Here is a 22943-nt window from a genome sequence, read left to right as displayed (position 1 = left end):
GCTCTATTCCCCGGTCTCGGGCTGGATGCGCAGGCGCTCGGGCGACGCGTCTCCGGTGGACTCCGGAGCCGGCGCTTCGGGCGTCTGCGGCGCCGGAGTCGCGGGGGCTGACTCTTCGGAACCGGCGGGAGGCAGCGGCGCTTCCCGCACCTCGGGCTCGGGCGACACGGGGGCCGGGCCCCGCGCGGGCGGCACGCTGTTCGAGCGGCCGGCCGGCGGGGTGTTGGAGCGGGACGGCGCCGACGAGTTCGGCGAGATGACGCGCTCACCCGACACGCCCGGGCCGCCATTCTCCGCGCGCTGGCGCTCGCGCAGGACGGCCTGGTTCATCTTGGACAGCGGGCCGGGCTTGCGGCTGAAGTCCACCGCCACGTCGTAGCCGGGCACCTGGCCGTAGAACTGCTCCACGAACTGCTGACGCTCCTTCATCTTGCGCTCGAAGATGACGCGGAAGTCCTCGGGGCCCCGGATGATGTAGGGCGTCAGGAACAGGAGCAGGTTCGTCTTCGTCTTCTTGCGCGTCGTCTCGCGGAAGAAGTTGCCGATGATGGGGATGTCGCCCAGCACCGGGACCTTGGTGACGGACTCGATGGTGCGGTCCTGCATGATGCCGCCCAGCACCACCGTCTCCTGGTCCTTGGCGATGACGGTCGTCTTCGCGCTGCGCTTGCTGGTGGTCGGGCCGAGCACCGCGTCGTTGGAGGCGATCTCCTCCGTCTGCTCGGTGATGACCATGCGGATGTAGTCGCTCTCGTTGATCTGCGGCTTCACCGTCAGCTTCAGCTCCACGTTCTGACGCTGGATGGGCGCGTACAGCGAGCCCAGGCCGCCCAGCGCGCCGAGCAGCGACGTGTTCAGGCCGCCCGCGCCGCCGGCGGTGCCGGTGCCCACGCCCGTGCCCAGCGACGAGGGCGAGAAGCCGGACTGGAAGGGCACGTTCTGGCCCACGGTGATCTCCGCCTCCTCGTTGTCGCTGGTGAGGATGTGCGGCGTGGACAGCACGTTCACGTCGGAGCTCTGCTGCATCGCGTGCAGCACCACGCCGAAGGCGGGGATGTCCAGGCCCAGCTTCTCCAGCGCGGGGATGACGGGGCCCTGCAGGCCCGCGAGGAAGCCGCCGAAGGACGCCAGGTTCGCCAGGCTCAGCGACGGGGGCAGGCCCGAGCCGGTGTTGTTGGTGCCGATGAGGCCGGGCACCGCGCCGTCATCCGTCTGCAGCGAGAAGCCGCTGTGCAGGTTGACGCCGTACTCGGCATTGCGGTCCAGGTTCACCTCCATGATGACGGCCTCGACGAACACCTGGCGACGGGGCGTGTCGAGCTGCTGGATGACCTGGACGATGTTCTTGTAGTCCGACTGGCTGGCGACGATGACGAGCGAGTTGGTGCCCTTGTCGGCGGAGATCTTCACCTCGCCGCTGAACAGCTCCGCGGCCTGCGTGGGCGCGTTGCCGCGCGGCATGCCCGGGGGGAGGTTGGGGGCGCCCGGCGTGCGGGGACGGTTGGCCGTGCCCTGCGCCAGCGACTGCAGCGTGCTCGCCAGCTCCTCCGCGTTGGCGTTCTCCAGATAGTAGACGTTGATGCGGCCGCCCGTGCCGGACGGGATGTCGAGCTGGGTGACGATCTCCTGGATGCGCTCGAACGCGGCGGGGCTCGCCACGATGATGAGCTTGTTGGTGCGCTCGTCCGGGATGATCTGCGACAGCGTCACCGGGCCACCGGCGGACTCGCCGCCCTGGGAGGGCTGGGCGACAATCTCACCGCCGGGCTGACCCGCGGGCGGCACGCCCTGGGTGAAGTTGCCGGGGCGGGTGGCGCCGGGGCGCGCGCCCTTGCTCTCGAACAGCTTCTGCACCGTGCCGGCCACGTCCTGGGCGCTCGCGTACTGCACCTGGATGACGCGCAGCTCGTCGCTGGCGGCGCGCGAGTCCAGCTGGTTGATGAGCCGCTCCAGGCGGTGGATGTTGGAGCCCACGTCGTTGACGATGATGGTGTCGGGCGGGTACGGGATGGTGTCGCCGTCCTTGGACACCAGCTGCTGCAGCACGCCGCGCAGCGGCTCCACCTCCACGTTGCGGATGCGGAACAGCTTGGTCACCATCTGCTCGTTGGTGGTGTACGGCTGGCCGTCCTCGACGATGGTGGGGATGGGGTTCTGCTTCGCCGAGCGCTTGTCGACGATCTTCATGAAGCGGCCGTACTGGTAGACGGCCAGGCCGTTGGCGTCGAGCGAGGCGAGGAACGCGGAGTAGAACGCGTCCGCGTCCACCTCCACGCGGCCGTTCTCCGGGCCGATGATGGAGATCTTCCCGCGCACGTTCTCCGGGAGGATGAACGTGCGGCAGGTGGCGTCCGCCACCGTCTGCACCAGCTTCTCGATCTCCACCTTGTCGAAGTAGATGCCGTAGCGCGCGTTGCGCCGGGCCTCCTCGCACGTGGGCGTACGGCGGGGCCCTTGATTGGCCTCCTCGGCGGCGCCGGGGGACTGGGGCGTGATGGTCCGCTCACCGGGCGCGGAAGGCGCGGAGGTGCCGGGCGGGGTGGGGCGGCGCTGGGCCTGCGCGGGGACGGCGAGCGCGAGGCACAGGCAGAGCATCCAGGACGGGAGCGTCTTCATGGAGGAGCGGGCGCGACGTGGGGTTTAACGGACGTTGTAGGACTTGCGGATCGGCGCGCCGTTGCGCTCGATCTCGATTTCGATGCGGGAGGAGTCCTTCATCTTCGAGTAGACCTCGAGCGCCTTCTCGGGGCTGTTGAGGTCGAACCCGTTGATGCGGCGGATGACGTCGCCGTTCTGGACGCCGATCTTCGAGTAGATGGAATCCGGGCGGATGGAGAAGAGCTTGAACCCCACCGCCTGACCGTCCTTGAAGGCCGGAACGATGCGCGCCTGCATGGCCACGTCGTTGAGGTTGTTGAGCGTCTTGTCGATCTCCGCGCGCGGCACTTCGTACTCGTTGTCGCTGACGGCGCGGATGCCGCTGGGGGACGCGGTGTTGGTCTGCGCCACCGGAGGCGTCGGCGGGGTGAAGGCCTGGGCGCCGTCACCCGGGTTGCCGTCGATGAACTCCTTGCGGCCCCCGTTGAGGATGATGACGCGCTCACGCTCGATTTCGAGCACGGTGGCGCCCTGCAGGGCGTTGCCCACCATGTACGTCTGCGAGCGCTGCGTCACCATGTCCTGGACCGACGCGAAGGACCAGTCCGGGTTGCTCGCGACGAGCGTGCCGAGCAGCTTCACCCTGAGGCCGCTCTTCACCGGGGCGGCGTTGGGGTCCACCTCCGGCGTCGTGGGCTCCCTCACCGCGACTTCCGGCTCGGGAATCTTGATGCCCGTCACCCGCGACAGGCCCTCCATGTCCGGCAGCGCGAGCGCCGCCTGCGCGGGCCGGTTCGTCGGCGCACGCGCGGTGGCCCCCGAGGACGGCACGGGGGAGATGGAGGATTCGACGAACAGGTTCACCGTCTTCGCCGCCAGCAGCGCGACGAGGAGGATGAACAGCAGGTTCACCGTCCAGAAGTATTTGCGAAAGAAGAGTTCCATCACGCTTCCGAGAAGAAAGCCGGACCCGGGAAGAGCAAGGCAGGTGCCACCCTCGGGTCAGACGGGCCATCCCAAGGGGACGGCCAAGCACGCGTAATTATTCCGAAAAGGGCGGGCACCCCAGGCAGGGGAGCGGGCTGCTCCAGGGCTTGGGACAAATTGTCAAAGCAGGGTGGGGGCCTTTGTGACGGCCTGTCAGTCGTCGCTTCCGGCGGAGGGCTCGCCGCCGGAGGACTGCTCGCGCTCCAGCTTGCGGTAGATGGTGCGGGCGGCGATGCCCAGCAGCCGGGCGGCCAGCGTCTTGTCGCCCTTGGTGTGGCGCAGCGTCTCGTGGATCACCCGGCGCTCCACCTCCTCCATGGGCGTGCCGATGGGGATGACCAGCTGGGTGGCGGCGCCGAGCGGGCCCTTGCGCACCGACTCGGGCAGGTCGCTGGCCTCCAGCACCTCGCCCCGCGCCAGCACCACCGCGCGCTCGACGGCGTGCTCCAGCTCCCGCACGTTGCCGGGCCAGGCGTAGTTCTCCAGCGTCTGCAGCGCCTCCGGCGAGAAGCCGCGCAGCGCCTTGCCGTTCTTCGCGGCGAAGCGGCGCAGGAACGCGTCCGCCAAGAGCGGGATGTCCTCGCGGCGCGAGGCGAGCGCGGGCACGCGGATCTCCACCACGTTGAGCCGGTAGTAGAGGTCCTCGCGGAAGCGGCCCTCGGCCACCTCCTTCTGCAAATCCTTGTTGGTGGCGGCCACCAGCCGCACGTCCACCTTCACCGTCTGGGTGCCGCCCAGCCGCTCGATTTCGCCCTCGGCCAGCGCGCGCAGGAGCTTCACCTGCGCGGGCAGCGGCATCTCGCCGACTTCGTCCAGGAAGAGGGTGCCGCCGTGGGCGCGCTCGAAGCGGCCCTCGCGCCGGGCCACCGCGCCGGTGAAGGCGCCGCGCTCCACGCCGAACAGCTCCGCCTCCAGGATGTTCTCCGGCAGCGCGCCGCAGTTGACGGCGACGAACGCGCCCTTGGCGCGGCTGGAGTACTCGTGCACCGAGCGCGCCGCCAGCTCCTTGCCCGTGCCCGACTCACCCAGCAGCAGCACCGTGGCGGTGGAGGGCGCGGCCTGGCGGATGGTGTCCAGCATGGCGCGGAAGGCGGGGGACTGGCCCACCATGCTGCGCCCGCCCTGGGCGCTCATCTCCGCCAGCTTCGCCTTGAGCGTCTGGTTCTCCGAGACGAGCGCGCGCTTCTCCAGCGCCTTCTGCACCGCCTTCACCAGCGAGTGGCGCTTGAGCGGCTTGGTGATGAAGTCGTAGGCGCCGTCCTTCATCGCCGCCACGGCCGTCTCCACCGTGCCGTAGGCGGTCATCAGCACCACCTCCACGTCGGGGCGGATGGTGCGCGCGGCGCGCAAGAGCTCCTGCCCGTCCATGCCGGGCATCATCAGGTCCGTCACCATCACCGTGACTTCGGGGCGGCGCAAAAGCTCCAGGGCCTCCGTGCCGTTGGCCGCGGAGAGCGTGGCCATGTTCTCCCGCTGGAAGATGCGCGTCACGGAGTCGAGGTTGGCGCGGTCGTCGTCGACGACGAGGACGGTGGAGGTGGTCATGGTGGGGGCCGCACTATGCAATACCCGTTCCCGTCAGGCGTGCTCCTCGTCCGCCTCCACGGGGCCTCCGCCCATGCGGCCGATGTCCTCGCGCTTGACGGAGTCGACGTTGAACTTGCGCGCGCTGGCGAGCATCCGGTCCACGGTGTCGTCGAAGTCGGGCTTGCCGCCGTTCTTCTTGAAGCGCAGGAAGTTGATGCGCGCGACCACGAAGTTCTTGAGGTAGGGGCTCTGCAGTCCCTTGGCCTTGAGGGAGTCGACGACGGCGACGACGGCGTCATCGAGCTCCAGCAGGCGGTCCGCGCGGGCGTCGCGCACCTTCAGCGCGTCCTCCAGCGGCACGTCCATGAAGTCCTCCACCGCCTTGACGAAGGGGTGGTAGGCGCCCGCGGAGTAGCGGGGGCGCTTCTCGTACGCGGCGCCGAGCGTGATGAAGGCGGGCTCCTCGAACAGGTGCGCGAAGGCGGACTCCTTGCCCGCGCGGCCCGCGCCCACGAGCCCCCGGTACATGCGCACCACCTCGAGCGAGCGCTCCTTGAGGTTGTGGGCCTTCTCCGTGTTGAGCGCGAGGATTTGATAGGCCACGTCCTCGTCGGGCAGCAGCAGCGCGACGATGGCCTTGGCGCCCAGCAGCTTGCTCGCGTGCAGGCGGTGGTTGCCGTTGGGCGTCCAGTAGCGGCCCTCCTTGCGCACGGCGATGACGGGGTCCAGGAAGCGGTCCAGCCGCTCCATGGCGCTGGCGAGCCGCTTCACGTGGGGCTCGGACAAATCACGCTGGTAGGGGGTGGGCTCCACCTTGTCGATGGGCAGCACCGCGAGCACCACCGGATGTCCGCCCAAGGGGTCGCGATAGACGCCGAGCACCTCGCCGCCGTCGGTGCGCACCGCCTCGAGAATCTCCGTGGGGTACTCCACCGAGTCGCTGGCCACGTCCTGGGGAGACAGGCCGCGCGACTTCGGTTCCGCCTTCTTGCGGCGGGGCTTCCTGGGGGCGGCGGCGGGCTTCTTCGCTGCGGCGCTCTTGCGTGCGGACTTCGCTGCCATGGGTGCGTCCTCCTCGCGCTGCGGACGAGTGATGTAGCAGGAGACCCTGACACGTCCTCCCCCAGCGAGTGGGGGAGGAGGAGCGCTCGGGCGTCGCCCACGCTAGGGGGACGCGGCAGGTAGGGCTACCCTCCCGACAGGGTGAGCTGTCGGAAGCGGACAGTGGGCGCGCCCACCGTGCCTCCGCGGAACTGGAGGTCGTTCCCCACGCCGTCCAGGTCCTGGAGCATCTTCAGCACGTTGCCCGCCACGGTGACCTCCTGCACCGCGTGCGTCAGCTCGCCGTTCTCAATCCACAGGCCGTTGGCTCCCGCGGACAGCTCGCCCGTGACGGGGTTGGCGCCGTGGCCGAGCAGGGACGTGACGTAGAGGCCCCGGTCCACGCCCTGGATGAGCTCCTCGGGCGAGGCCGTGCCCGGCTCCAGGTAGAGGTTGGTGGTGCCGATGCTCGGCAGCGCGTTGTAGCCGCGCTTGGCGTTGCCCGTGGGCCGCGCCTTCGCCTTGCGCGCGGTGAACGCGTCGTAGAGGAAGCTCGACATGACGCCCCGGTCGATGATGGGTGTGCGCCGCGTGGGCACGCCTTCACCGTCGAAGGGCGCGGTGGCGAGGCCTCGGGGCAGCAGGCCGTTGTCCACCAGCGTGACGTGCTCGGAGGCCAGGCGCTTGCCCTTGAGCGACGCCAGCATGCTGGCCTGCTGGTGCACGGCGTTGCCGCTGGCGGCCTTGGCCACGCCGGACATGAAGGACGCGGTGACGAGCGGGTCGAACAGCACCGGCACCTGCTGCGTCTTCACGCGCCTGGCGCCCAGCATCCGCACCGCGCGACGCGTCGCCTCGCGGCCGATGGACTCGGGCGACTCCAGGTCACCCAGGAAGCGCTTGTAGTCGAGCCAGTAGCCCTTCTGGAGCTGTCCGTCCGCGGCGGCCACGGGCATGGCGTACATGAACACGTACGTGCCCGAGTAGCCTCCGGCCATGCCTTCCGACGACGCGACGTAGACCTCCGACACGAAGTCCCCGGCGCCCACCGCGTTGAAGGTGCTGACGCGCGAGTCCTCCGCGCGGCCCGCCTTCTCCATCTCCAGCGCGGCCTTCACCTTCCAATCGCCGGGCAGGTTGGCCACGGCCTCGTCGTACAGCGCGCCGGTGTCGCCGAAGCGGCCCAGGTCCCGAGCGCCGGGCAGGCCGTTGAGCTTGTTGGGCGCGGCGGCCTCGGCCAGCTTCAGGGCCTGGTCCACGAGCAGGTCGATGCCCGAGGGCTCGAAGTCCGACGTGAAGGCGAACCCGAGCCGGTCCTTCGTCACCACGCGCAGGCCCACGCCCTTGGCGGTGGACTGGGTGAGGTCCTCGATCTGCCCTTCGCGCACGCGCACGGTGCTCTGGCGGCTGACCTCGATGAAGGCCTCGGCCTGGCGGGCGCCCTTCTTGGTGGCGCGCTGGACGATTCGCTTCGCGAGCTTCTGGTAGTCCATGGTGTCGGTGCTCTCTCTTCAGACCTGGGTTCCGCCGACGGTGACGTTGTCGATGCGCACGGTGGGCAGGCCCACGCCCACGGGCATCGACTGGCCGTTCTTTCCGCACACGCCCATGCCCGGGTCCGGCTGCGGGTCGCACCCCACGCGGGACACGTTCTTGAGCGCCTCCGGCCCCACGCCGATGAGGATGGCGTTCTTCACCGGACGGCCCAGCTTGCCGTCCTCGATTTGATACGCCTCGCTCACCTCGAACACGAAGTTGCCGTTGCTGATGTCCACCTGACCGCCGCCGAACGTGGCGCAGTACAGCCCGCGCTTCACCTCCTTGAGGATGTCCTCGGGGTGGTGGTTGCCCGGCGCGAGGAAGGTGTTCGTCATGCGCGGAATGGGCAGGTGCTTGAAGGACTCGCGCCGCCCGCTGCCGGTGGAGCGCTGGCCCATCAGCTTCGCGTTGAGGCTGTCGTAGAGGTAGCCCTTGAGCACGCCGTTCTCGATGAGGACCTTGCGCTCACCGGGCGTGCCCTCGTCGTCGATGTTGATGGAGCCGCGCCCGCTGGACACCGTGCCGTCGTCGATGACCGTCACCAACTCCGAGGCGACCTTCTGTCCCAGCTTGCCGGCGAACAGCGACGTGCCCTTGCGGATGAAGTCCGCCTCCAGGCCATGGCCCACCGCCTCGTGCAGCAGGATTCCGCTCCAGCCCGGCGCCAGCACCACCGTCTGCGGGCCCGCCGCGCAGTCCACCGCGCCCAGCGTGGCCACCGCCTGCCTCGCGGCCTCGCGGCCCACGTCCTCGGGAGGGAACGTCGCCCAGTGGGTGAAGGGCACCCGGCCTCCGCCGCCGTACGAGCCCGTGCGCCGCTCGTTCTTCTTGCCCTGCGCCACCACCTGGATGGACATGCGGCACAAATCCTGGGTGTCCTCGGTGTAGCGGCCCTCGGTGTTGGCCACGGCGATGCGGCGCGTCTGGTCCACGTAGGCGCCGTTGACCTGGGTCACCCGCGAGTCGAACGCGCGGGCGGCCTTGTCCGCGCGGGTCAGCAGGGAGGCCTTGAGGGACACCTCCACGTCGGCCAGCGGGGTGGGGACGCGGTAGTGGCTGGGCACGGCGATGCGTGAGACGGGGAAGGCCCGCTCGGAGCCGGTTCCCTGGGCGATCATCGCCGCGGTGGAGGCGGCCCGCAGCAGCGCGGGCTCGTCCCAGTCGTCGGAGAAGGCGTAGCCCACCTTGCCCCCGGAGATGACCCGCACGCCCACGCCCTGGATGAGGCCCGTCTGGGCGCTCTTGATGCGCGACTCCTCCAGCACGACGCTGGTGCTGTGGGTGCGCTCCACGTAGACCTCGGCGAAGTCTCCGCCGCGCTCCATGGCCACGGCCAGCAGCCGCTCGAGCAGCGCCTGGGGCAGCAGGGGGGCGGGCGCGACGAGGCGGGCCGCCAGGGGGGCGAGCTGGGAGGTGGAGGCACGCCGGGCCGGCGCGGACACTCGGGGCATTTTGCGGGACTCCCTCGGTGAATCGTTGGGGGTGTGGGAACCTACATAGGAGGGGGAAACGTCCTGAGCAACGGACAATGGCCCCGCTTCTTTCCCCAAGGGCGGGCTTGTCGCATTCCCACCGTGGTGGCGCCGCTTTAAGATGCCGGACGTTTCGGAGACCTGGACCCGACCCCATGCCTGCTCGTCCTCCATCCCCCCCTCGCCCTGGTGCCGGAGGTAAGCCCTCTTCCCGGGGCCGCCCTCCGCGCGAGGTGTCCTCCGACGAGGACTTCGCCGCGCCACCCTCCGGAGACGAGGGCCAGCCCGACGGCCCCGCCAACCCGGAGCTCTACGGGGACGCCGAGCCGCCGCGCTCGCGCACGGACGAGACGCGGGTGGCCTCGGTGTCCGACGTGCGCGAGGAGTCCCGGCGTCGCCAGGAGGAGGAGGACGACAACGCGGACGCCACGCGCGCCGGGCCGCCGGTGCAGATGCTGGTGCTGGCGGGGCCGGACCGCGGGCGCAAGAAGCGCTTCCAGGGCGTGCGCATGGTGGTGGGGCGCGGCAAGGACTGCGACTTCGTGCTGGATGACCAGTCCGTGTCGCGCCGGCACCTGGAGCTCATCTACGGCCAGGGCGGCGTGGCGATGCGAGACCTGGGCAGCATCTCCGGCACCCAGGTGAATGATCAGCGCGTGGACGAGTGCACCCTGAAGCACGGGGATGAGATCGCCATCGGCAAGACGCGCCTTCGCTTCGTGGACGAGGCGGAGCAGATCAAGGAGCTGCGCGCGCAGGCGGAGGCCCGCGAGGCGGAGGAGAAGCGCGAGCGCGAGGAGGCCGCGAAGGACCGCGACGAGGCGCGCAAGGCGGCGGGTGCGTCCCGGGGCACCGACGTGGACCCGAATGATCCGCGGCTCAACGAGGCGACCAACGCCAACTACCGGATGCCGGACGAGCTGAAGGAGAAGAACCGCGACGCCAGCGGCGTGAAGAAGGGCAAGGGCGCCATCGCGATTCCCCGGCCGCGTCCGCCTCCGCGCAGCGCCGTCACCGGCGGCGGAGGGAACTCGAAGGCGAAGCTGCTCATCGGCGTGGGCGGTGGCGTGGTGGTGCTGCTCATGCTGGGGCTGATGCTCATCCCCTCGGGACCGCCGCCCCCGCCTCCGGTGGACCCCAACGTGGAGCGCTCGAAGCTCCTGATGCAGAAGGCGCGCGAGGCGGTGCGCTCGGACGACTTCGCCGGCGCGGTGAAGCTGGTGGAGGAGGCGGAGAAGCTGCGCCCGGGCGCGGACGACGAAGGCCTGGGCAAGGCGGCGGCGAAGGAGCTGCTCGTGCAGCAGTCCTTCCAGGCCGTGCGCGAGCTCATCGACGCCAACGACTTCGAGGGGGCCCGCCAGAAGCTGTCCGAGACGCCCCAGGGCACCGCCAAGACGGACGACGTGCGGCGCAAGCTGGAGCAGGAGGTCAAGACGAAGGACGAGCTGTGGCGCATCCAGAAGATGGAGGAGGCGCTCGCGGCGCGTGACGTCGCCACGGCCCAGTCGCTGCTGGAGCAGGTGCCGGAGCTCAACCGGCCCGCGTACTCGCAGAAGCTGCAGGACCTGCAGGCGGAGCTGGCCAAGGAGGCCCGGGACAGCGCGGTGCGGGACAGGGCCAGCCGGGAGCGCAACGAGGAGCGGGCCAAGGAGGAGCGCAAGCGCTTCATCGCGGAGGCCTTCACGGACGTGGAGCGGCGCTTCAACGGCGGCGACTACCAGCGCGCGGTGCTCGAGTGCGACCGCGTGGTGGAGAAGTACAAGGCGGACAAGGACGTGAAGGACCGCTCGCGCCAGCTCAAGACGTTGATTCCCCAGTTCCAGCGCGCGCTGGACGACGCGCAGAAGAAGCTCGCGTCCAATGCGCTGGAGTCCGCGTCCAAGCCCCTGCGCCGCGCGGCGGAGCTGTACCGGCAGATCGGCTTCGACGGCTCGCTGGGGCGCACGCTGGACGAGCAGCTCGCGTCGGCGGCGCTGGCGGCGGGGCAGGCGGCGCTGAAGAAGGGTGACCTGGCGGCGGCGGGCAGCAACTTCCGCGAGGCCCTGCGCCTCAACCCGGGAGATCGTCGGGCGCGGGATGGCTTGGACGACCTGAGCAAGAAGGTGGAGGAGCTGTACATGCGCGCGTATATCGAGCGCGACCGGGACCCTCGCTCCGCCGCGGAGAAGTTCAAGGTCGTCATCGAGACGGCGGCCGAGGGTTCGGATACGAAGCGCAAGGCCGAGATGTACCTGAGCGAGATACAGCCGTGAGGCGCTCGCCAACAACGTTCGTACGTGGGGAGATGGGATGAGCGAGTCGTCGCTGCGTGAGCTCGGGATGGACCTCATCGAGGAGCGCCAGTTCGAGCGCGCCCTCGCCGTGTTCGCGGAGGCGGTGCGCCGGGTTCCCGCCGACCACCGCTCCCGGATGATGGCGTCCCGGTGTCTGGCCGAGCTGGGTGAGCGCGAGCGCGCCGTCACGTCGTACCACGCGACGGCCGAGGGCCTCTTGCGTCGCGACTACCTGCTGTCCGCGATGGCCGCGTGCAAGCTGGGGTTGGACCTGGCGCCCAACGAGCGGCGGTTGAAGGAGACGCTGATCCGCGTCCACTCGCGCGCGGTGCGCAGCGCGCCGGGTCGCGCCGTGGTGCCGCCGCCCCTGCCGCCCGAGACGCTGTACGACGGGAAGGTGGAGACGGACCTGATGGGGCTGGCTGGAGAGGAGCTCTCCAACCGCGCCATCGAGGTGCTGGCCGCGCCGGATCCGGGTGGCTCCGCGGATCCGAACAGCCGTCCTCCGCTGCCGCTGTTCGCGGACCTGGACCGGGACGCGTTCATCGACCTGGTGGGCCGCATGGCGTGGCGCCGGGTGCGTCCCGAGGAGGTGGTGAGCCGCGAGGGCGAGCCCGCCGACCACCTCTACGTGCTCGTCGCCGGCAAGGCGGAGGTGACGCGGCAGATGGAGGGTGAGGCGCGCACGCTAGGCTTCCTCGGCGGCGGGTCCATCTTCGGGGAGATTGCTCTTTTGACGGGCGCGCCGCCGACGGCGACGGTGTCCGCGGTGTCCGACACGGAGGTCTTCGAGATTCGCCGCGAGCACCTCAACGCGGTGGCCAAGAGCCACCCGGCGGTGCCGCAGGTGTTGGCGGACTTCGCGCAGCAGCGCATGGCGCGGAACCTGATGGCCACCTCGCCCATGTTCCAGACGCTGCCGGAGTCGGAGCGGGGCGCGCTGCTGCAGCGCTTCACCTTCCGCGCGCTGCAGGGGCACGAGAAGGTGCTGGTGGAGGGCGAGCACTCGCCGGGGCTGTTCCTGGTGCTGGCCGGTGAGCTGGTGGTGCAGAAGGAGGACCCGGCGGGCGGCACGGTGACGCTGGGCGTGCTGCGCGAGGGTGATGTGGCGGGGGAGATTTCGCTGCTGACGGGGCTGCGCGCCTCGGCGACGGTGGTGGCCACGCGCAAGACGGCGGCGGCGTTCCTGGAGCGCAACGCGTTCCATGCGCTGGTGCAGGCGTTCCCGCACATCCGGACGTACCTGGAGCAGCTCTCGGACCGGCGGCTGAAGCAGATTGGCGAGGCGCTGCGGCCCGCCGAGATCATCGACGCGGACGAGCTGGTGCTCGAGCCCGAGGCGGCGTGAGGAGCGCATGGTGACGTTGTCGCGTTCGCGGGTGGTGGGCGTGGCGCTGGCGTTGGTGGCGGCCGGAGCGGTGCTCTATTTCTGGCCGCGCCACGAGCCCGGTGTCCCGGAGGCCGTCACGCGTCAGGTCATCACGATGACGCGGGCCGCGGAGGCCAAGGACATCAGCAAGGTGATGGAGGGCGTGTCCGAGCGCTTCAAGACAGACGGCGGCATGGACTCGCGGCAGGTGCGCGGCATCCTCACCGGGCAGGTGCTGCGCGGTCAGTGGGTCCGCATCTTCACGACGAACCTGGAGGTCCACGAGGTCTCGCCCACGCAAGGTGACTTCCAGGCGCGCTTCATCTTCGGCCGCTCGCAGGCGGAGAGCGTGAAGGACCTGGCGGCCGACAGCGTGCTGAACGCGTACCTCATCGAGGGGACGTTCGAGAAGGAAGCCGACGGCGAGTGGCGCGTGGTTCGCGCGAAGTACCGGCCGCTCGAGGCGACGGAGTTGCTGTAGCCGCTCGCGGCGGGCGCCTCACTGGAGCAGGGCGCCCGTCTCGTTCAACCAGGCCTTGGCCATGGCGCCCTGGCCCGCGGTCTCCAGGCCCTTTTTCACCGTGTCGATGCGCGAGGCCAGCTCCTCGCGAGGCATGCCCTGCGCCCGCGCGCGCACCAGCCCGAAGTAGTAGTGCTGGCAGCCCGCCGCGTACGCGCTCTGCGCGAAGAGCAGGTCGCCCATGGCGCTGTAAGCCTCCGGCAACGAGCCCGCGCCCGTGTCCGGCGCGATCACCGCGAGCAGCGCCTTGGCGCCCTCGTAGTCCTTGCGCCGCACCAGCAGCGCGCCCTTGGCGTACTGCGCCTTTGCCAGCCCCACGCCCTTGGCTGCAATCGCCTTGTCGTAGGCGACGAGCGCATCGTCCTGCCGCTCCGCTGCCTCCAGCAGCCCGCCGCGCGCCAGCCAGTAGCGGCCGTCCTGCTCCAGCAGCGGGACCTTCTTCCCGTCCGCGGACGCCACCTGGATGGCCCCGAACGCGCCCTCATACGCATCCAGCAGCGCCAGCGCGCCCGTGGTGTCACCCGAGGCCTGCAAGCTGCGAGCGCCGTCCAGGTAGAGCAGGGGCGCCGTCTTGCGCTTCGCCACCGCGGCCTCGAACGCGCCCCGCGCCTCGGGCACCTTGCGCGCGGCCAGCGCTCGCGCTCGTGCGAAGAGCGCATGTACGTCATCCGGCACGGCCTTCAGCGCCGCATCCGCCTCCTGGAGCGCCTGGTCCGCGGCGCCACGCGACAACGCCAGCTCCGCCTTCAGCGCCCCAGCGCGCGACGTGAGCGCGGGCGTCAGCTCCGCCTGCTTCTCCTGGGCCGTGGCGAGCGCGCGCTCGGCCTCCTCCAGCTTCTTGCCCTGGTACGCGTGCGCCAGCCCCATGCCCAGCCGCGCCATCAGGTGGTCCGGGTTCACGCTCGTCGCCTTCTCGAACGCCTCCACCGCCTGGGCGGGCTGCCCCTCGTCCAGCAGCGCCTCCCCGTACGCCGTGGTGAAGCGCGGATCCCGATACGCGTTCTCCGCCGCGCGGGCGAAGGCCTGACGCGCGCCGGGCAGATCCCCCTTCGCCTGCAGCGTGAACGCCTGCGCCAGCGTGAGCCGGGGGCTGTTGGCCCCTTGCGTCTGCAGGTCCGCCAGGTACTTCTCCGCCTCGGCCGTCTTGCCCTCCGCGAGCAGATGCAGCGCGCGGGCGCCATGCCGTTCACCGGAGCGCGAGTCGAGCGCCTCGGCCCGGGCCAGGTATTCACGGGCCCGCGCATCCGCGCCGGGCTGATGGTGCTCCAGCCACAGCACCGTCTGGATGTCGGCGGCCAGCGCCTGCGCGTCGCGGGCGTCGGAGTCCAACTGGAAGAGCTTCTCCAGCTCCGCCATGGCGCGCGTCAAGTCGGACGGATTGCCTCGCAGCGCGGCGGCGCGGGCCGCGCGCAGGTGCTCCTCCGTCTCCCTTCGCACCGTTCCCCGGTGGACGAAGTAGGCCACGGCGCCCGCGAGCACCACCGCCACCACCGCCACCTGCGTCAGCGCGCTCTTCCAACTCTCGCGTCGCTTCCAGTCGCCGTGACCTTCGGTGCTCATGGACCTGTCTCCCCGCGCTGGAGTTGGATGCTATTAGGTACGCCCCTCGCGGGTGTCAATGGACGGAGCCCGGAGCACGGGAGGAGTGAGCAATGGCGGTCCACACGGTGCTGTCCCCCGACGTCTTCACGCGCATCGCAGAGACCTTCGGGCTGGGAAACGTGCTCGGCGTGACGCCCATCCCCCAGGGCTCCATCAACACCAACCACCGGTTGGAGACCGACACCGGCCGCTACTTCGTCCGCCACACGACGGTGCGCTCCTCGGACGACCTGCGCTTCGAGTCCGCGCTGCTCGCGCACCTGGCCGCGCACCACTTCCCCTCGCCCGTGCAGCTCACCACGCGCGAGGGCGCCACCTTCGTCGAGCTCGCGGGCGGCCGCGTGAGCGTCTTCCGCTGGCTCCCCGGTGAGGAGAAGCGCCACCCGGGCCTCACCGCCGAGCACCTGGAGCGGCTGGGCACCGAGCTGGGCAAGCTGCACCGCGACACCCAGTCCTTCGGCGGCAGCCGCGAGAACCCGTACTCCCCCCAGGTGGTGCGCGGGTGGCTGGTGGAGCTGGCGCGCCACCCGGACCCGACGCTGTCATCGCTCTCAGGAGAGCTGGAGGGGATGCTCACCCACGTGGAGTCACGGCGACAGGGCCTGGAGCCGCTCGGCGTCATCCACGCGGACCTCTTCACCGACAACGTGAAGTGGCTGGGCGACAGCGTGGGCGCCTTCTTCGACTTCGAGATGGCCTGCCGCGAGGCCTATGGCCTGGACCTGGTCATCACGTTGAACGCCTGGTGCTTCGACGGCGGGCAATACCTGCCGGAGCTGTGTCGCGCGCTGGTGCGCGGCTACCAGGATGTCCGCCCGCTGGCCCCGGTGGAGCGCGAGAGCCTCTTCGGCCACGCGCTCTTCGGGGCGGTGCGCTTCACCGCGAGCCGCATCCGGGACTACCACCTGTCCGCGTTGCCCGCGGACAAGCTGGTGCGCAAGGACTACCGCACCTACCTGACCCGGGCCCGCGCGCTCACGGCCATGGGCCCCCAGGGCTACGCGGCGCTCCTGGGGCTGTGAGGCCTCAGATGCCGGTGAGGATCTTCCACTGGTTGCCCTCGAGCCGGAACACCATCTGCTCCAGCTCCGCCTCCTTCTGCGGGCGCGAGGTGAGGCCGGGCATCCGGAAGTTCAGCTTCCAGTAGTAGATGGCCGTGGCGATGTCCTTGCCCACCTGGACCTTGCGCACCTCCATCTCCACCTTGGGCGACTGGAGCTGCGGGAAGAGCGTCTCCAGGTACGGGCCCAGGTTCGCCGCGGTGAGGTCGTCCTCGGGATCACTCGGCGTGCCGGCGTCCTCGCGGAAGTCCTTCGACACCAGCGCCTGGATGGCGTGGGCGTCGCGTGCCTCGATGGCAGACCGATAGGCCTCCATCACTGCCAAAATGGCGCGGGTCTCGTCGGTGTCGTCGATTTCAGTGCCGGGGATGCGCTTCGGAGCGCAGGCGGCCAGGAGGGACAGGGCGCAGATGGCGAGGAAGCGGTAGAGCATGGCGGGGCCTTACGAAGACAATGCGGAGGAAGTCAACCCATTCCCCACGGCCCCGCCTGCACTTCGCGTGCCTCAGCCCTTGCGGATGACCTCGGAGATGAAGCGGTTGAGGACGGGAATCTCGTTGTCGAGGATCTTCAGGCCCTCGCCCTGGATGACCTTCTCGCCGATGAGCGCCAGGGGCTTCATCAGGAAGGGCAGCTTGAGGGAGATCTCGCCGTCCAGCGAGCGCTCCGTCTGGCCCGCGCCCAGGTCACGGAAGCGCAGCGTGCCCGTGTTCACCAGCATCTTGGAGATGGTGTGGGACGTGGGCACGTTGGTGAACGTGAGCTCCTTGCGGCGCTTGTCGTAGGTGGACGACTCGATGAAGGCGAACCACTCGGGGGGCACGCGCTTGGGGCCGATGCTCTCGATGACGGGCTTGGGGCGGTAGCGCACCCGGCGGCGGACCACGTCACCCTCGGCCTTCACCTCGAGCGGCTGGAGCTCCAGCAGCACGCCATGGTGCTTGAGCAGGAACTCGAAGTACCGCTCGTCGAGGAGCGCGCGCTCCACCTCGTCCACCGTCCCCTGGATTCGCTGCCTCGTCTCGAACCGCATCGCTTCCCTCCTGATGACCTGGCTCGTCGCCGCTGTGTGGGCTGCCTGCCTAGCGGAAAGCGCGGCTAGCGGAAAGCCTGTCGTGGCACGAGCACGCCCCGGAAGGTCTTCTCCTCGAAATCACACCGCTCCACCCACTCCTGGGCGGTGGCCTTGAAGGCCGTGCCGAAGTCCGGGAGGACACCCACCTCGTGGCGCACCGCGCCGCAGTCGCCCGAGAGATAGGAAGCCTCCACCTTCAGGCGCAAGGCCTCGCGGCGCAGGGACAGGGGCAGCGAATCGTCCGACAGCGCACGTTGCAGCGACTCGCCGGCCAGGACGGGGGAGCCCACCTGCTGCAGCCTGCGGCCCAGCAGGTAGTTGAGGTACGGGTCCGAGGGCAGGGCCTGCAGGGCGCGCGACAGGAGCACGAGCCGCAGCTCCTCCTTGGGCGCCAGGAAGTACGCGTCGATGCCGGCGCGGCGCGCCGTGGACTCCAGCGCGGCGAGCTTCACCTGGGCGGTGCGCGTCAAATCCGGTGTGGCGTCCAGGGTTAGCACCGTGTCCAGGTGCGCGCGGGCCTGCTCGGGTCGCTCGCGGCGGGTCTCCACGTCGGCCAGCGCCATGGCCACCTCGGCCTCGGAGACATTCTGGCCCTTCACCTTGCCCGCGAGCGTGGTGAGCACGGTGGTGGCTTCGTCGTAGCGCTCCAGCGCGGAGAGGGCGGCGGCCTCGCCCAGGCGGTAGGCGGGCTCCTCGGGCTGGAGGGTGGCGGCGCGGGTGTAGCGCTCCAGCGCGTCCGACGGGTCCGTCACGAGCGAGGCGCGGGCGGGCTCGGTGAGGCGGGCCACCTCGCGCGCACAGGCGCGGCTGAAGAGGCTGCCAGCGCGGAAGCGCGCGAAGGCGCGGGCCACGGCGGCGTCGTCCAGGGGCAGGGCGTCGACATGGCGCTCCCACTCACCGACGAGCTCGTCGAGGGGCCGCCCATAGGCCTCCTGGAAGTCCGCGTGCGCGTAGAGCGCGCGCAGCCTGTCCGAGCCATAGGTGTCAGCGAGGTACAGGAGGAAGGAGCCCGCGACGGTGTACGCGCGCGCGGGGGCGGATTGGTAGAAGCCCTCCGGCCCCATCAGCTTGCGCATGTCGGGCGCCAGCTTCTGACGGCGCATGCCCGCGGCCCACTGGTGCAGCGTGAGGTCCCCCTGCGCGGGGCCGTCCGCGGCGACGGCGAACCCCTCGATGACGCCCATGAGGGGCCACAGGCCCAGGCGCGTGGTGACGCGGAAGGGACCGCTGCCAGCGGGCGCGGCCATGACGTGGGCCAGCTCGTGGTGCAGCGTGGAGTGGGGGAAGGGCTTGTCCTGGATGTGCAGCTCGTGGCGCCAGGGCTTCGCGTACTGCGTGCGGCCGGCGCCCACCAGCCGCTGCTTCTCCTCCTCGTTGCGATACAGCCACACGCGGATGCGCTCGGTGGGGGCCACGCCCAGGAAGCGCTGGACCTGCGTCCAGCGGAACTCCATGTCGCGGGCCATCCGGTCCACGTCCTCGCGCGACTTGCCCCGGGGGTAGTGCAGCCGGAAGTGCTCCGTGTCGCGCACGCCGCCCAGCGTCTCGGCCAGGTACGCGTCCGTCATCCGGGTGCGCAGCTGGGGCCCCTTCACCTCCAGGAAGCCGATGGCCACGACGGGCAGCAGGAGTCCCACGAGCACGCCCACGCGCGGGGCCGCTCGCGACAGGTGCCCCGAGTCCACCTTGAGGAACGCGGTGGCCAGGCCCGCGAGGACCCAGGCCCACAAGAGGGTCTCCAGCCGGAACCAGCCGAGCGCGGGCGTCATCACCAGGGCCTCGTCGTAGAGGGGGCCGGGGAGATGTCCCAGGTAGTGGTTGAAGGCGAAGACCTGGGGGCCGGCGACGATGGGCCACACCGTGGGCACCAGCGACAGCAGCACCAGGAGCACATGCAGCCCCACGCCCCGCGAGGGCCGGCGAGCCCCCAGGCCGCACAGCACCCCGGAGGCCGAGGCCAGCACGGCCGAGGGGAGGGTGAGCATGGGATAGAAACCCACCAGCTCGAAGGGGTCACACGCGGTGCGCAGCCACGCGAAGACGGTGGAGGTGAGGAAGGGGGGCACCAGCGCCGCCACGTTGAGGAGCAGGGCCGCACCCAGGGCGCGGGTCACGGCGGTGCCGGGGGCGTCCGGGCGCAGGGCGCCGGGGGGGCGGGGCTCCTGGCCGAGGAGGATCCGACGCTCCTGGGCGGCGGCGGCCACGCCCGTCCCCCCGCCGAGCAGCCCCACGGCGATGGCCAGGGCCAGGCCCAGCTCGAAGCCGGGGACGCCGAAGAGGGGGAGGAGGACGAGCGCCGAGCCTCCGCCCGCCAGGAGGAGCAGGGGGGCCAGGACGGCCGGGCGACGCATCAAGGCGCGGGCACGGGTGAGGACTTGCTCCATGGCCTCCCCTATACTCCCGGGCCGCATGTCCGAACAGAAGACAGGTCCCGAGCACCGCCAGCACGGGCGCGCGCCCATCGAGCTGAAGGTCGACTACAAGAAGCTCAACTCGTTCTTCGCGGACTACACGAAGAACATCAGCAAGGGCGGCACGTTCATCAAGACGAAGAAGCCGCTGCCCATCGGCACGCGCTTCCTCTTCAAGTTGACGGTGCCCCACCGGGAGGCGCCGTTCGAGCTGCTCGGCGAGGTCGTCTGGTCCAAGGCGGACGGCGACGAGCCGGGCATGGGCATCCGGTTCATCTACAGCAGCGACACGCAGCGGGTGGAGTTCGAGACCGTGGTGGAGCGGCTCATGTCCGACAGCCTGGGGCCCGAGCTGACCGAGAAGCTGCTCAACAAGCCGCTGCACCCCCAGCACCCATGAAGACCCCGCGTCGGCTCGGCCTGGTCCTCCTGTCGCTCGCGCTCTGCGCCTGTCAGCAGGAGGCGCAGGGCCGGCAGCCCTCGTCCACGCCCCCCGCGCCCGTGAAGCCTCCCGTCACCGATGTCACCGCGAAGGACTACGTGGGCCCCACGCTGCCGCGCGCGCACGTGCGGCTCAAGGACGCCTTCGGGGGCGTGCACCGGGTGGAGGTGGAGGTGGCCGCCACGCGCGACTCGCGAGAGCGCGGGATGATGTGGCGCACGGAGTTCGCCGAGGGCAAGGGGATGCTGTTCCTGTTCCCCCAGGAGTCGATGCAGGGCTTCTGGATGCGCAACACGCTCATCCCGCTGGACATCATCTTCATCACCGCGGACCTGCGCATCGCGGGCATCGTGTCGCGCGCGGTGCCCAGGTCGATGGAGACACGCTCGGTGGGCGCGCCCAGCCAGTACGTGCTGGAGGTGCCGGGCGGCTGGGCGGAGAAGGTCGGCTTGCGCAAGGGCTCGCCGGTGGAGTTCGAGGGCGTGTCCAACCTCCGCATCGACCCGTGACGCGCGCGACGTTGCTCGCGCGTGACGTCATGGGGCCGTGACGTGATGAAGAAGTGACGCACTGAACAAGCCGTCGCCACACAGCCTCCTCAGGATTCGCTCGCGTCCGTTCGCCCGCATGCGAGCGCGACGCGAACCCCTGGAGGAAGTGGCTCATGTCTTCTCGTCTGTTGCGGCTCGCGACCGGTGCGGTGCTTCTGGGCAGCTCGTTGTCCTTCGTCGCCTGTGAGGGGGACACGGGCCCCGCTGGCGCGAACGGGCAGGATGGCGCGCCCGGCGGGGATGGCGCCCCGGGGGGTGACGGTGCTCCAGGGCCCGCGGGTCCGCAGGGGCCGGCGGGTCCGGGCTCGCAGGGGCAGCCAGGGCCCGGCGCGGTGACGCGGGCGCCCGGCGTGGAGGCGGGTACGCCCTTGTCCTCGGTCATCGCGCTGACGTTCCGGGGGGACCTGGGCACGGGCGCGACGAACCTGGCCGAGTACGTGAAGTCGCGCGTGGACCAGGTGGTGGCGGGCACGCTGCCCTCGCCGCTGGTGTTCCCGCTGCCGCCCGCGTCGACGGACACGGTGCGCACGGTGCCGGGCCTGTACTCCACCACGGTCATCAAGTGGATGGACCCCATCACCTTCAGCAAGGCGGGGGCGCGCTTCGGCGCGAACGTCGACTACATCGCGTTCTTCGGGGATGGGTGGGCCTCGGGGGACAACGCGCCCCAGTTCAACGGGAGCGGCGCGGCGGGATGGATGTGGATCAACCACGAGTACATCTCCGGCACGAAGCCGCGCGTGGGCACGGCGCCCATCGGCCAGCACCTGGACTTCGCGCGCTTCCTGCGCAGCACCGGCACGTTGTCCAACACGGTGACGGACGGCACCACGTGGCAGGACGACGCGCTCGTCGCCTACAACAAGGAATGGAAGAAGCAGGTCGGCGGCACCTGGATTCGCGTGGTGCAGGACCCGTCCACCGGTGAGTGGGCCGTGGACCGCAACGCGGCGAACCTGCGCTACGACGCCTCCAGCGCCACGCTGGCGAAGGTGGTGGGCCTGCGGCTGTCCGGTGTGGACACCGATGACTCCGGCGCGCCCCTGGCCGAGGGCGTGGTGGCGGGCACGCACTCCAACTGCTCGGGCGGGCAGACGCCGTGGGGCACCATTTTCACAGGGGAGGAGAACGTGCAGGGCGTCTACGGCGACCCCGAGGGTGGCCTGTGGACGTCGAAGAACGACTGGGTCCCCACCGCGCCCGGCATGCAGGCCGGCGCGCCGCTCGCGCCCGACTTCTCGGCGCCCGCGTCCGGCGACATGGTCAGCTCGGACACGCGCTCCACGCACCGCAAGGACGGCCACGGCTTCCTCACGGAGATCGACCCGGGCCAGCCCGCGGACCTCTGGTACGGCAAGGACGCGACGAAGCCGGGCGCGGGGCACCGCAAGCTGGGCGTCATGGGCCGCGCGCGCTGGGAGAACGCGGCCTTCGTCGTGGACGCGAGCTGGAAGCTGCTGGAGGGGCAGCCCATCGTCATCTACGGCGGTGATGACCGCCGCGGTGGCCGCATCTTCAAGTTCGTCTCGAGCCGCCCGTACACGGCGGGGATGACGAAGGCGCAGACGCGCGCGCTGCTCGATGAGGGCAAGGTCTACGCGGCGCACTTCGCGGGCCTGAACAACGCCACCGGTGACACGCTGGTGGGTGGCGCCATCCCGACGGAGGAGGCGCCGGGGCAGGGGCGCTGGGTGGAGCTGAGCCTGGACAGCGCGGACCTGACGCCCAACGGCGAGGCGCTCGGCGTGCCCACGATGACGGTGGGCGCCGCGCTGCGCGACGTCAGCTACAACGCGATTGGCGGCTTCACGGATGACGACCAGGTGCGCAAGCTGCTGTGGACGGCGGCGAACAAGGTCGGCGTGATGGAGCTGAACCGTCCCGAGGACCTGGAGTGGAACCCCAAGGACCCGAGCGGCACGCCGCTGTTGTACGTGGCCTTCACCGAGCACGGAGACCCGACGGCGTTGGACCAGCAGGGCCGGGTCGCCACCGCGACGCGAGGGCAGGATGGGGTGTGGGTGACCAAGGCGCGCGCCGCCACGGACAACCGAGCGGTGGACCGTGTGGGCTCCATCTTCGGCATCCGCGAGGCGAACCCTGCGGCGCCAGGGGGCTCGAAGACCTTCGCGTACTTCCGCGTGTGGAAGGGCGAGACGGCGGCGACCAGTGCGGCGCCGGAGTTCTCCGCGGCCAAGCCGGACAACCTCGTCATCGACCGTGACGGCGGCGTGTGGTTCGGCACGGACGGCAACTTCGGCGTCAACAAGGTGGCCGACGGTGTCTACTACCTGAACCAGAAGCCGGCACACCGGGGCAACGCGCACTTCCGTCGCGCGTTCCGCGTGCTGTCCATGCCGAGCGACGCGGAGGCCACCGGGCCCGCGTTCAGCGCGGACATGAAGACGCTGTTCGTCAGCGTCCAGCACCCGGGCGAGGACAGCTACAGCGTCTGGCCGTAGTCACGCGGGAATC

Annotated in this window: 17 protein-coding genes; 7 read left to right on the top strand and 10 right to left on the bottom strand. The window is 70.5% G+C overall.

Annotation, left to right across the window (positions count from 1 at the left end; translation table 11 throughout):
• Window positions 1-3 precede the first annotated feature (3 nt).
• The 6 genes from gspD to OWM54_RS05490 form a co-directional block, all read right to left on the bottom strand.
• Window positions 4-2616, bottom strand: a complete 2613-nt coding sequence (gene gspD / locus OWM54_RS05515; protein WP_223746646.1) for a type II secretion system secretin GspD — start codon at window positions 2614-2616, stop codon at window positions 4-6.
• A gap of 24 nt (window positions 2617-2640) precedes the next feature.
• The gene (gene gspC, locus OWM54_RS05510; protein ID WP_046712766.1) at window positions 2641-3543 is read right to left on the bottom strand and encodes a type II secretion system protein GspC; all 903 of its coding nucleotides are present in this window, start codon (window positions 3541-3543) and stop codon (window positions 2641-2643) included.
• 195 nt (window positions 3544-3738) lie between these two features.
• On the bottom strand, window positions 3739-5130 hold the full coding sequence (locus OWM54_RS05505; RefSeq protein ID WP_141323066.1) for a sigma-54-dependent transcriptional regulator: 1392 nt from the start codon (window positions 5128-5130) through the stop codon (window positions 3739-3741).
• Window positions 5131-5163: 33 nt separating this feature from the next.
• Window positions 5164-6174 (bottom strand): ParB N-terminal domain-containing protein, encoded by a 1011-nt coding sequence (locus OWM54_RS05500; protein WP_223746647.1) that lies wholly within the window; start codon window positions 6172-6174, stop codon window positions 5164-5166.
• A gap of 125 nt (window positions 6175-6299) precedes the next feature.
• Entirely contained in the window at window positions 6300-7646 is a 1347-nt protein-coding gene (locus OWM54_RS05495) for a TldD/PmbA family protein (protein WP_267696803.1), read from the bottom strand.
• Window positions 7647-7664: 18 nt separating this feature from the next.
• Window positions 7665-9143, bottom strand: a complete 1479-nt coding sequence (locus OWM54_RS05490; protein WP_267696802.1) for a TldD/PmbA family protein — start codon at window positions 9141-9143, stop codon at window positions 7665-7667.
• Window positions 9144-9397: 254 nt separating this feature from the next.
• Here OWM54_RS05490 and OWM54_RS05485 point away from each other — a divergent pair, with 254 nt between their 5' ends.
• From OWM54_RS05485 to OWM54_RS05475, 3 genes are read left to right on the top strand one after another with little or no spacing between them, the layout of a single operon-like run.
• Window positions 9398-11416, top strand: coding sequence for an FHA domain-containing protein (locus tag OWM54_RS05485; RefSeq protein ID WP_223746650.1), 2019 nt, complete (start codon window positions 9398-9400; stop codon window positions 11414-11416).
• Window positions 11417-11453: 37 nt separating this feature from the next.
• On the top strand, window positions 11454-12785 hold the full coding sequence (locus tag OWM54_RS05480; protein ID WP_223746651.1) for a cyclic nucleotide-binding domain-containing protein: 1332 nt from the start codon (window positions 11454-11456) through the stop codon (window positions 12783-12785).
• Window positions 12786-12792: 7 nt separating this feature from the next.
• Window positions 12793-13287 (top strand): hypothetical protein, encoded by a 495-nt coding sequence (locus tag OWM54_RS05475; protein ID WP_046712773.1) that lies wholly within the window; start codon window positions 12793-12795, stop codon window positions 13285-13287.
• 18 nt (window positions 13288-13305) lie between these two features.
• On the opposite strand, the gene OWM54_RS05470 is transcribed toward OWM54_RS05475, so the two are convergent.
• Window positions 13306-14886 carry a tetratricopeptide repeat protein gene (locus OWM54_RS05470; RefSeq protein WP_267696801.1) on the bottom strand — a complete coding sequence of 527 codons (1581 nt, stop codon included), beginning with the start codon at window positions 14884-14886 and terminating at the stop codon, window positions 13306-13308.
• Between the two features lie 92 nt (window positions 14887-14978).
• Between OWM54_RS05470 and OWM54_RS05465 the strand changes: the two genes are divergently transcribed.
• Window positions 14979-15950 (top strand): homoserine kinase, encoded by a 972-nt coding sequence (locus tag OWM54_RS05465; RefSeq protein WP_267696800.1) that lies wholly within the window; start codon window positions 14979-14981, stop codon window positions 15948-15950.
• 4 nt (window positions 15951-15954) lie between these two features.
• Here OWM54_RS05465 and OWM54_RS05460 read toward each other — a convergent pair whose 3' ends face one another.
• The 3 genes from OWM54_RS05460 to OWM54_RS05450 all read right to left on the bottom strand — a co-directional run bounded on the left by OWM54_RS05460 (window position 15955) and on the right by OWM54_RS05450 (window position 19448).
• Entirely contained in the window at window positions 15955-16422 is a 468-nt protein-coding gene (locus OWM54_RS05460) for a nuclear transport factor 2 family protein (protein ID WP_141332359.1), read from the bottom strand.
• Between the two features lie 72 nt (window positions 16423-16494).
• Entirely contained in the window at window positions 16495-17022 is a 528-nt protein-coding gene (locus OWM54_RS05455) for a hypothetical protein (protein WP_223746654.1), read from the bottom strand.
• Window positions 17023-17087: 65 nt separating this feature from the next.
• Window positions 17088-19448, bottom strand: coding sequence for a hypothetical protein (locus tag OWM54_RS05450; RefSeq protein ID WP_267696799.1), 2361 nt, complete (start codon window positions 19446-19448; stop codon window positions 17088-17090).
• Between the two features lie 25 nt (window positions 19449-19473).
• On the opposite strand from OWM54_RS05450, the gene plpQ reads away from it, so the two are divergent.
• The 3 genes from plpQ to OWM54_RS05435 all read left to right on the top strand — a co-directional run bounded on the left by plpQ (window position 19474) and on the right by OWM54_RS05435 (window position 22930).
• On the top strand, window positions 19474-19875 hold the full coding sequence (gene plpQ, locus OWM54_RS05445) for a motility regulator PlpA (protein WP_046712779.1): 402 nt from the start codon (window positions 19474-19476) through the stop codon (window positions 19873-19875).
• Window positions 19872-20426, top strand: coding sequence for a DUF192 domain-containing protein (locus tag OWM54_RS05440; RefSeq protein WP_267696798.1), 555 nt, complete (start codon window positions 19872-19874; stop codon window positions 20424-20426). Before plpQ ends, OWM54_RS05440 begins: the two co-directional genes overlap by 4 nt.
• Window positions 20427-20581: 155 nt before the next feature.
• Entirely contained in the window at window positions 20582-22930 is a 2349-nt protein-coding gene (locus OWM54_RS05435; RefSeq protein ID WP_267696797.1) for a PhoX family protein, read from the top strand.
• The last annotated feature ends 13 nt before the right edge of the window (window positions 22931-22943 follow it).

The sequence above is a fragment of the Myxococcus sp. MISCRS1 genome, from assembly GCF_026626605.1.
Classification (GTDB): domain Bacteria; phylum Myxococcota; class Myxococcia; order Myxococcales; family Myxococcaceae; genus Myxococcus; species Myxococcus fulvus.
The sequence above is the reverse complement of the archived record's forward strand: the minus strand, read 5'-3'. Positions and strand labels throughout refer to the sequence as shown.

Bases quoted from the DNA above. Each gene is read 5' to 3' on its own strand.
- gspD (WP_223746646.1), bottom strand. From the start codon at position 2,616: ATGAAGACGCTCCCGTCCTGGATGCTCTGCCTGTGCCTCGCGCTCGCC.
- gspC (WP_046712766.1), bottom strand. From the start codon at position 3,543: ATGGAACTCTTCTTTCGCAAATACTTCTGGACGGTGAACCTGCTGTTC.
- OWM54_RS05505 (WP_141323066.1), bottom strand. From the start codon at position 5,130: ATGACCACCTCCACCGTCCTCGTCGTCGACGACGACCGCGCCAACCTC.
- OWM54_RS05500 (WP_223746647.1), bottom strand. From the start codon at position 6,174: ATGGCAGCGAAGTCCGCACGCAAGAGCGCCGCAGCGAAGAAGCCCGCC.
- OWM54_RS05495 (WP_267696803.1), bottom strand. From the start codon at position 7,646: ATGGACTACCAGAAGCTCGCGAAGCGAATCGTCCAGCGCGCCACCAAG.
- OWM54_RS05490 (WP_267696802.1), bottom strand. From the start codon at position 9,143: ATGCCCCGAGTGTCCGCGCCGGCCCGGCGTGCCTCCACCTCCCAGCTC.
- OWM54_RS05480 (WP_223746651.1), top strand. From the start codon at position 11,454: ATGAGCGAGTCGTCGCTGCGTGAGCTCGGGATGGACCTCATCGAGGAG.
- OWM54_RS05475 (WP_046712773.1), top strand. From the start codon at position 12,793: ATGGTGACGTTGTCGCGTTCGCGGGTGGTGGGCGTGGCGCTGGCGTTG.
- OWM54_RS05470 (WP_267696801.1), bottom strand. From the start codon at position 14,886: ATGAGCACCGAAGGTCACGGCGACTGGAAGCGACGCGAGAGTTGGAAG.
- OWM54_RS05465 (WP_267696800.1), top strand. From the start codon at position 14,979: ATGGCGGTCCACACGGTGCTGTCCCCCGACGTCTTCACGCGCATCGCA.
- OWM54_RS05460 (WP_141332359.1), bottom strand. From the start codon at position 16,422: ATGCTCTACCGCTTCCTCGCCATCTGCGCCCTGTCCCTCCTGGCCGCC.
- OWM54_RS05455 (WP_223746654.1), bottom strand. From the start codon at position 17,022: ATGCGGTTCGAGACGAGGCAGCGAATCCAGGGGACGGTGGACGAGGTG.
- OWM54_RS05450 (WP_267696799.1), bottom strand. From the start codon at position 19,448: ATGGAGCAAGTCCTCACCCGTGCCCGCGCCTTGATGCGTCGCCCGGCC.
- plpQ (WP_046712779.1), top strand. From the start codon at position 19,474: ATGTCCGAACAGAAGACAGGTCCCGAGCACCGCCAGCACGGGCGCGCG.
- OWM54_RS05440 (WP_267696798.1), top strand. From the start codon at position 19,872: ATGAAGACCCCGCGTCGGCTCGGCCTGGTCCTCCTGTCGCTCGCGCTC.
- OWM54_RS05435 (WP_267696797.1), top strand. From the start codon at position 20,582: ATGTCTTCTCGTCTGTTGCGGCTCGCGACCGGTGCGGTGCTTCTGGGC.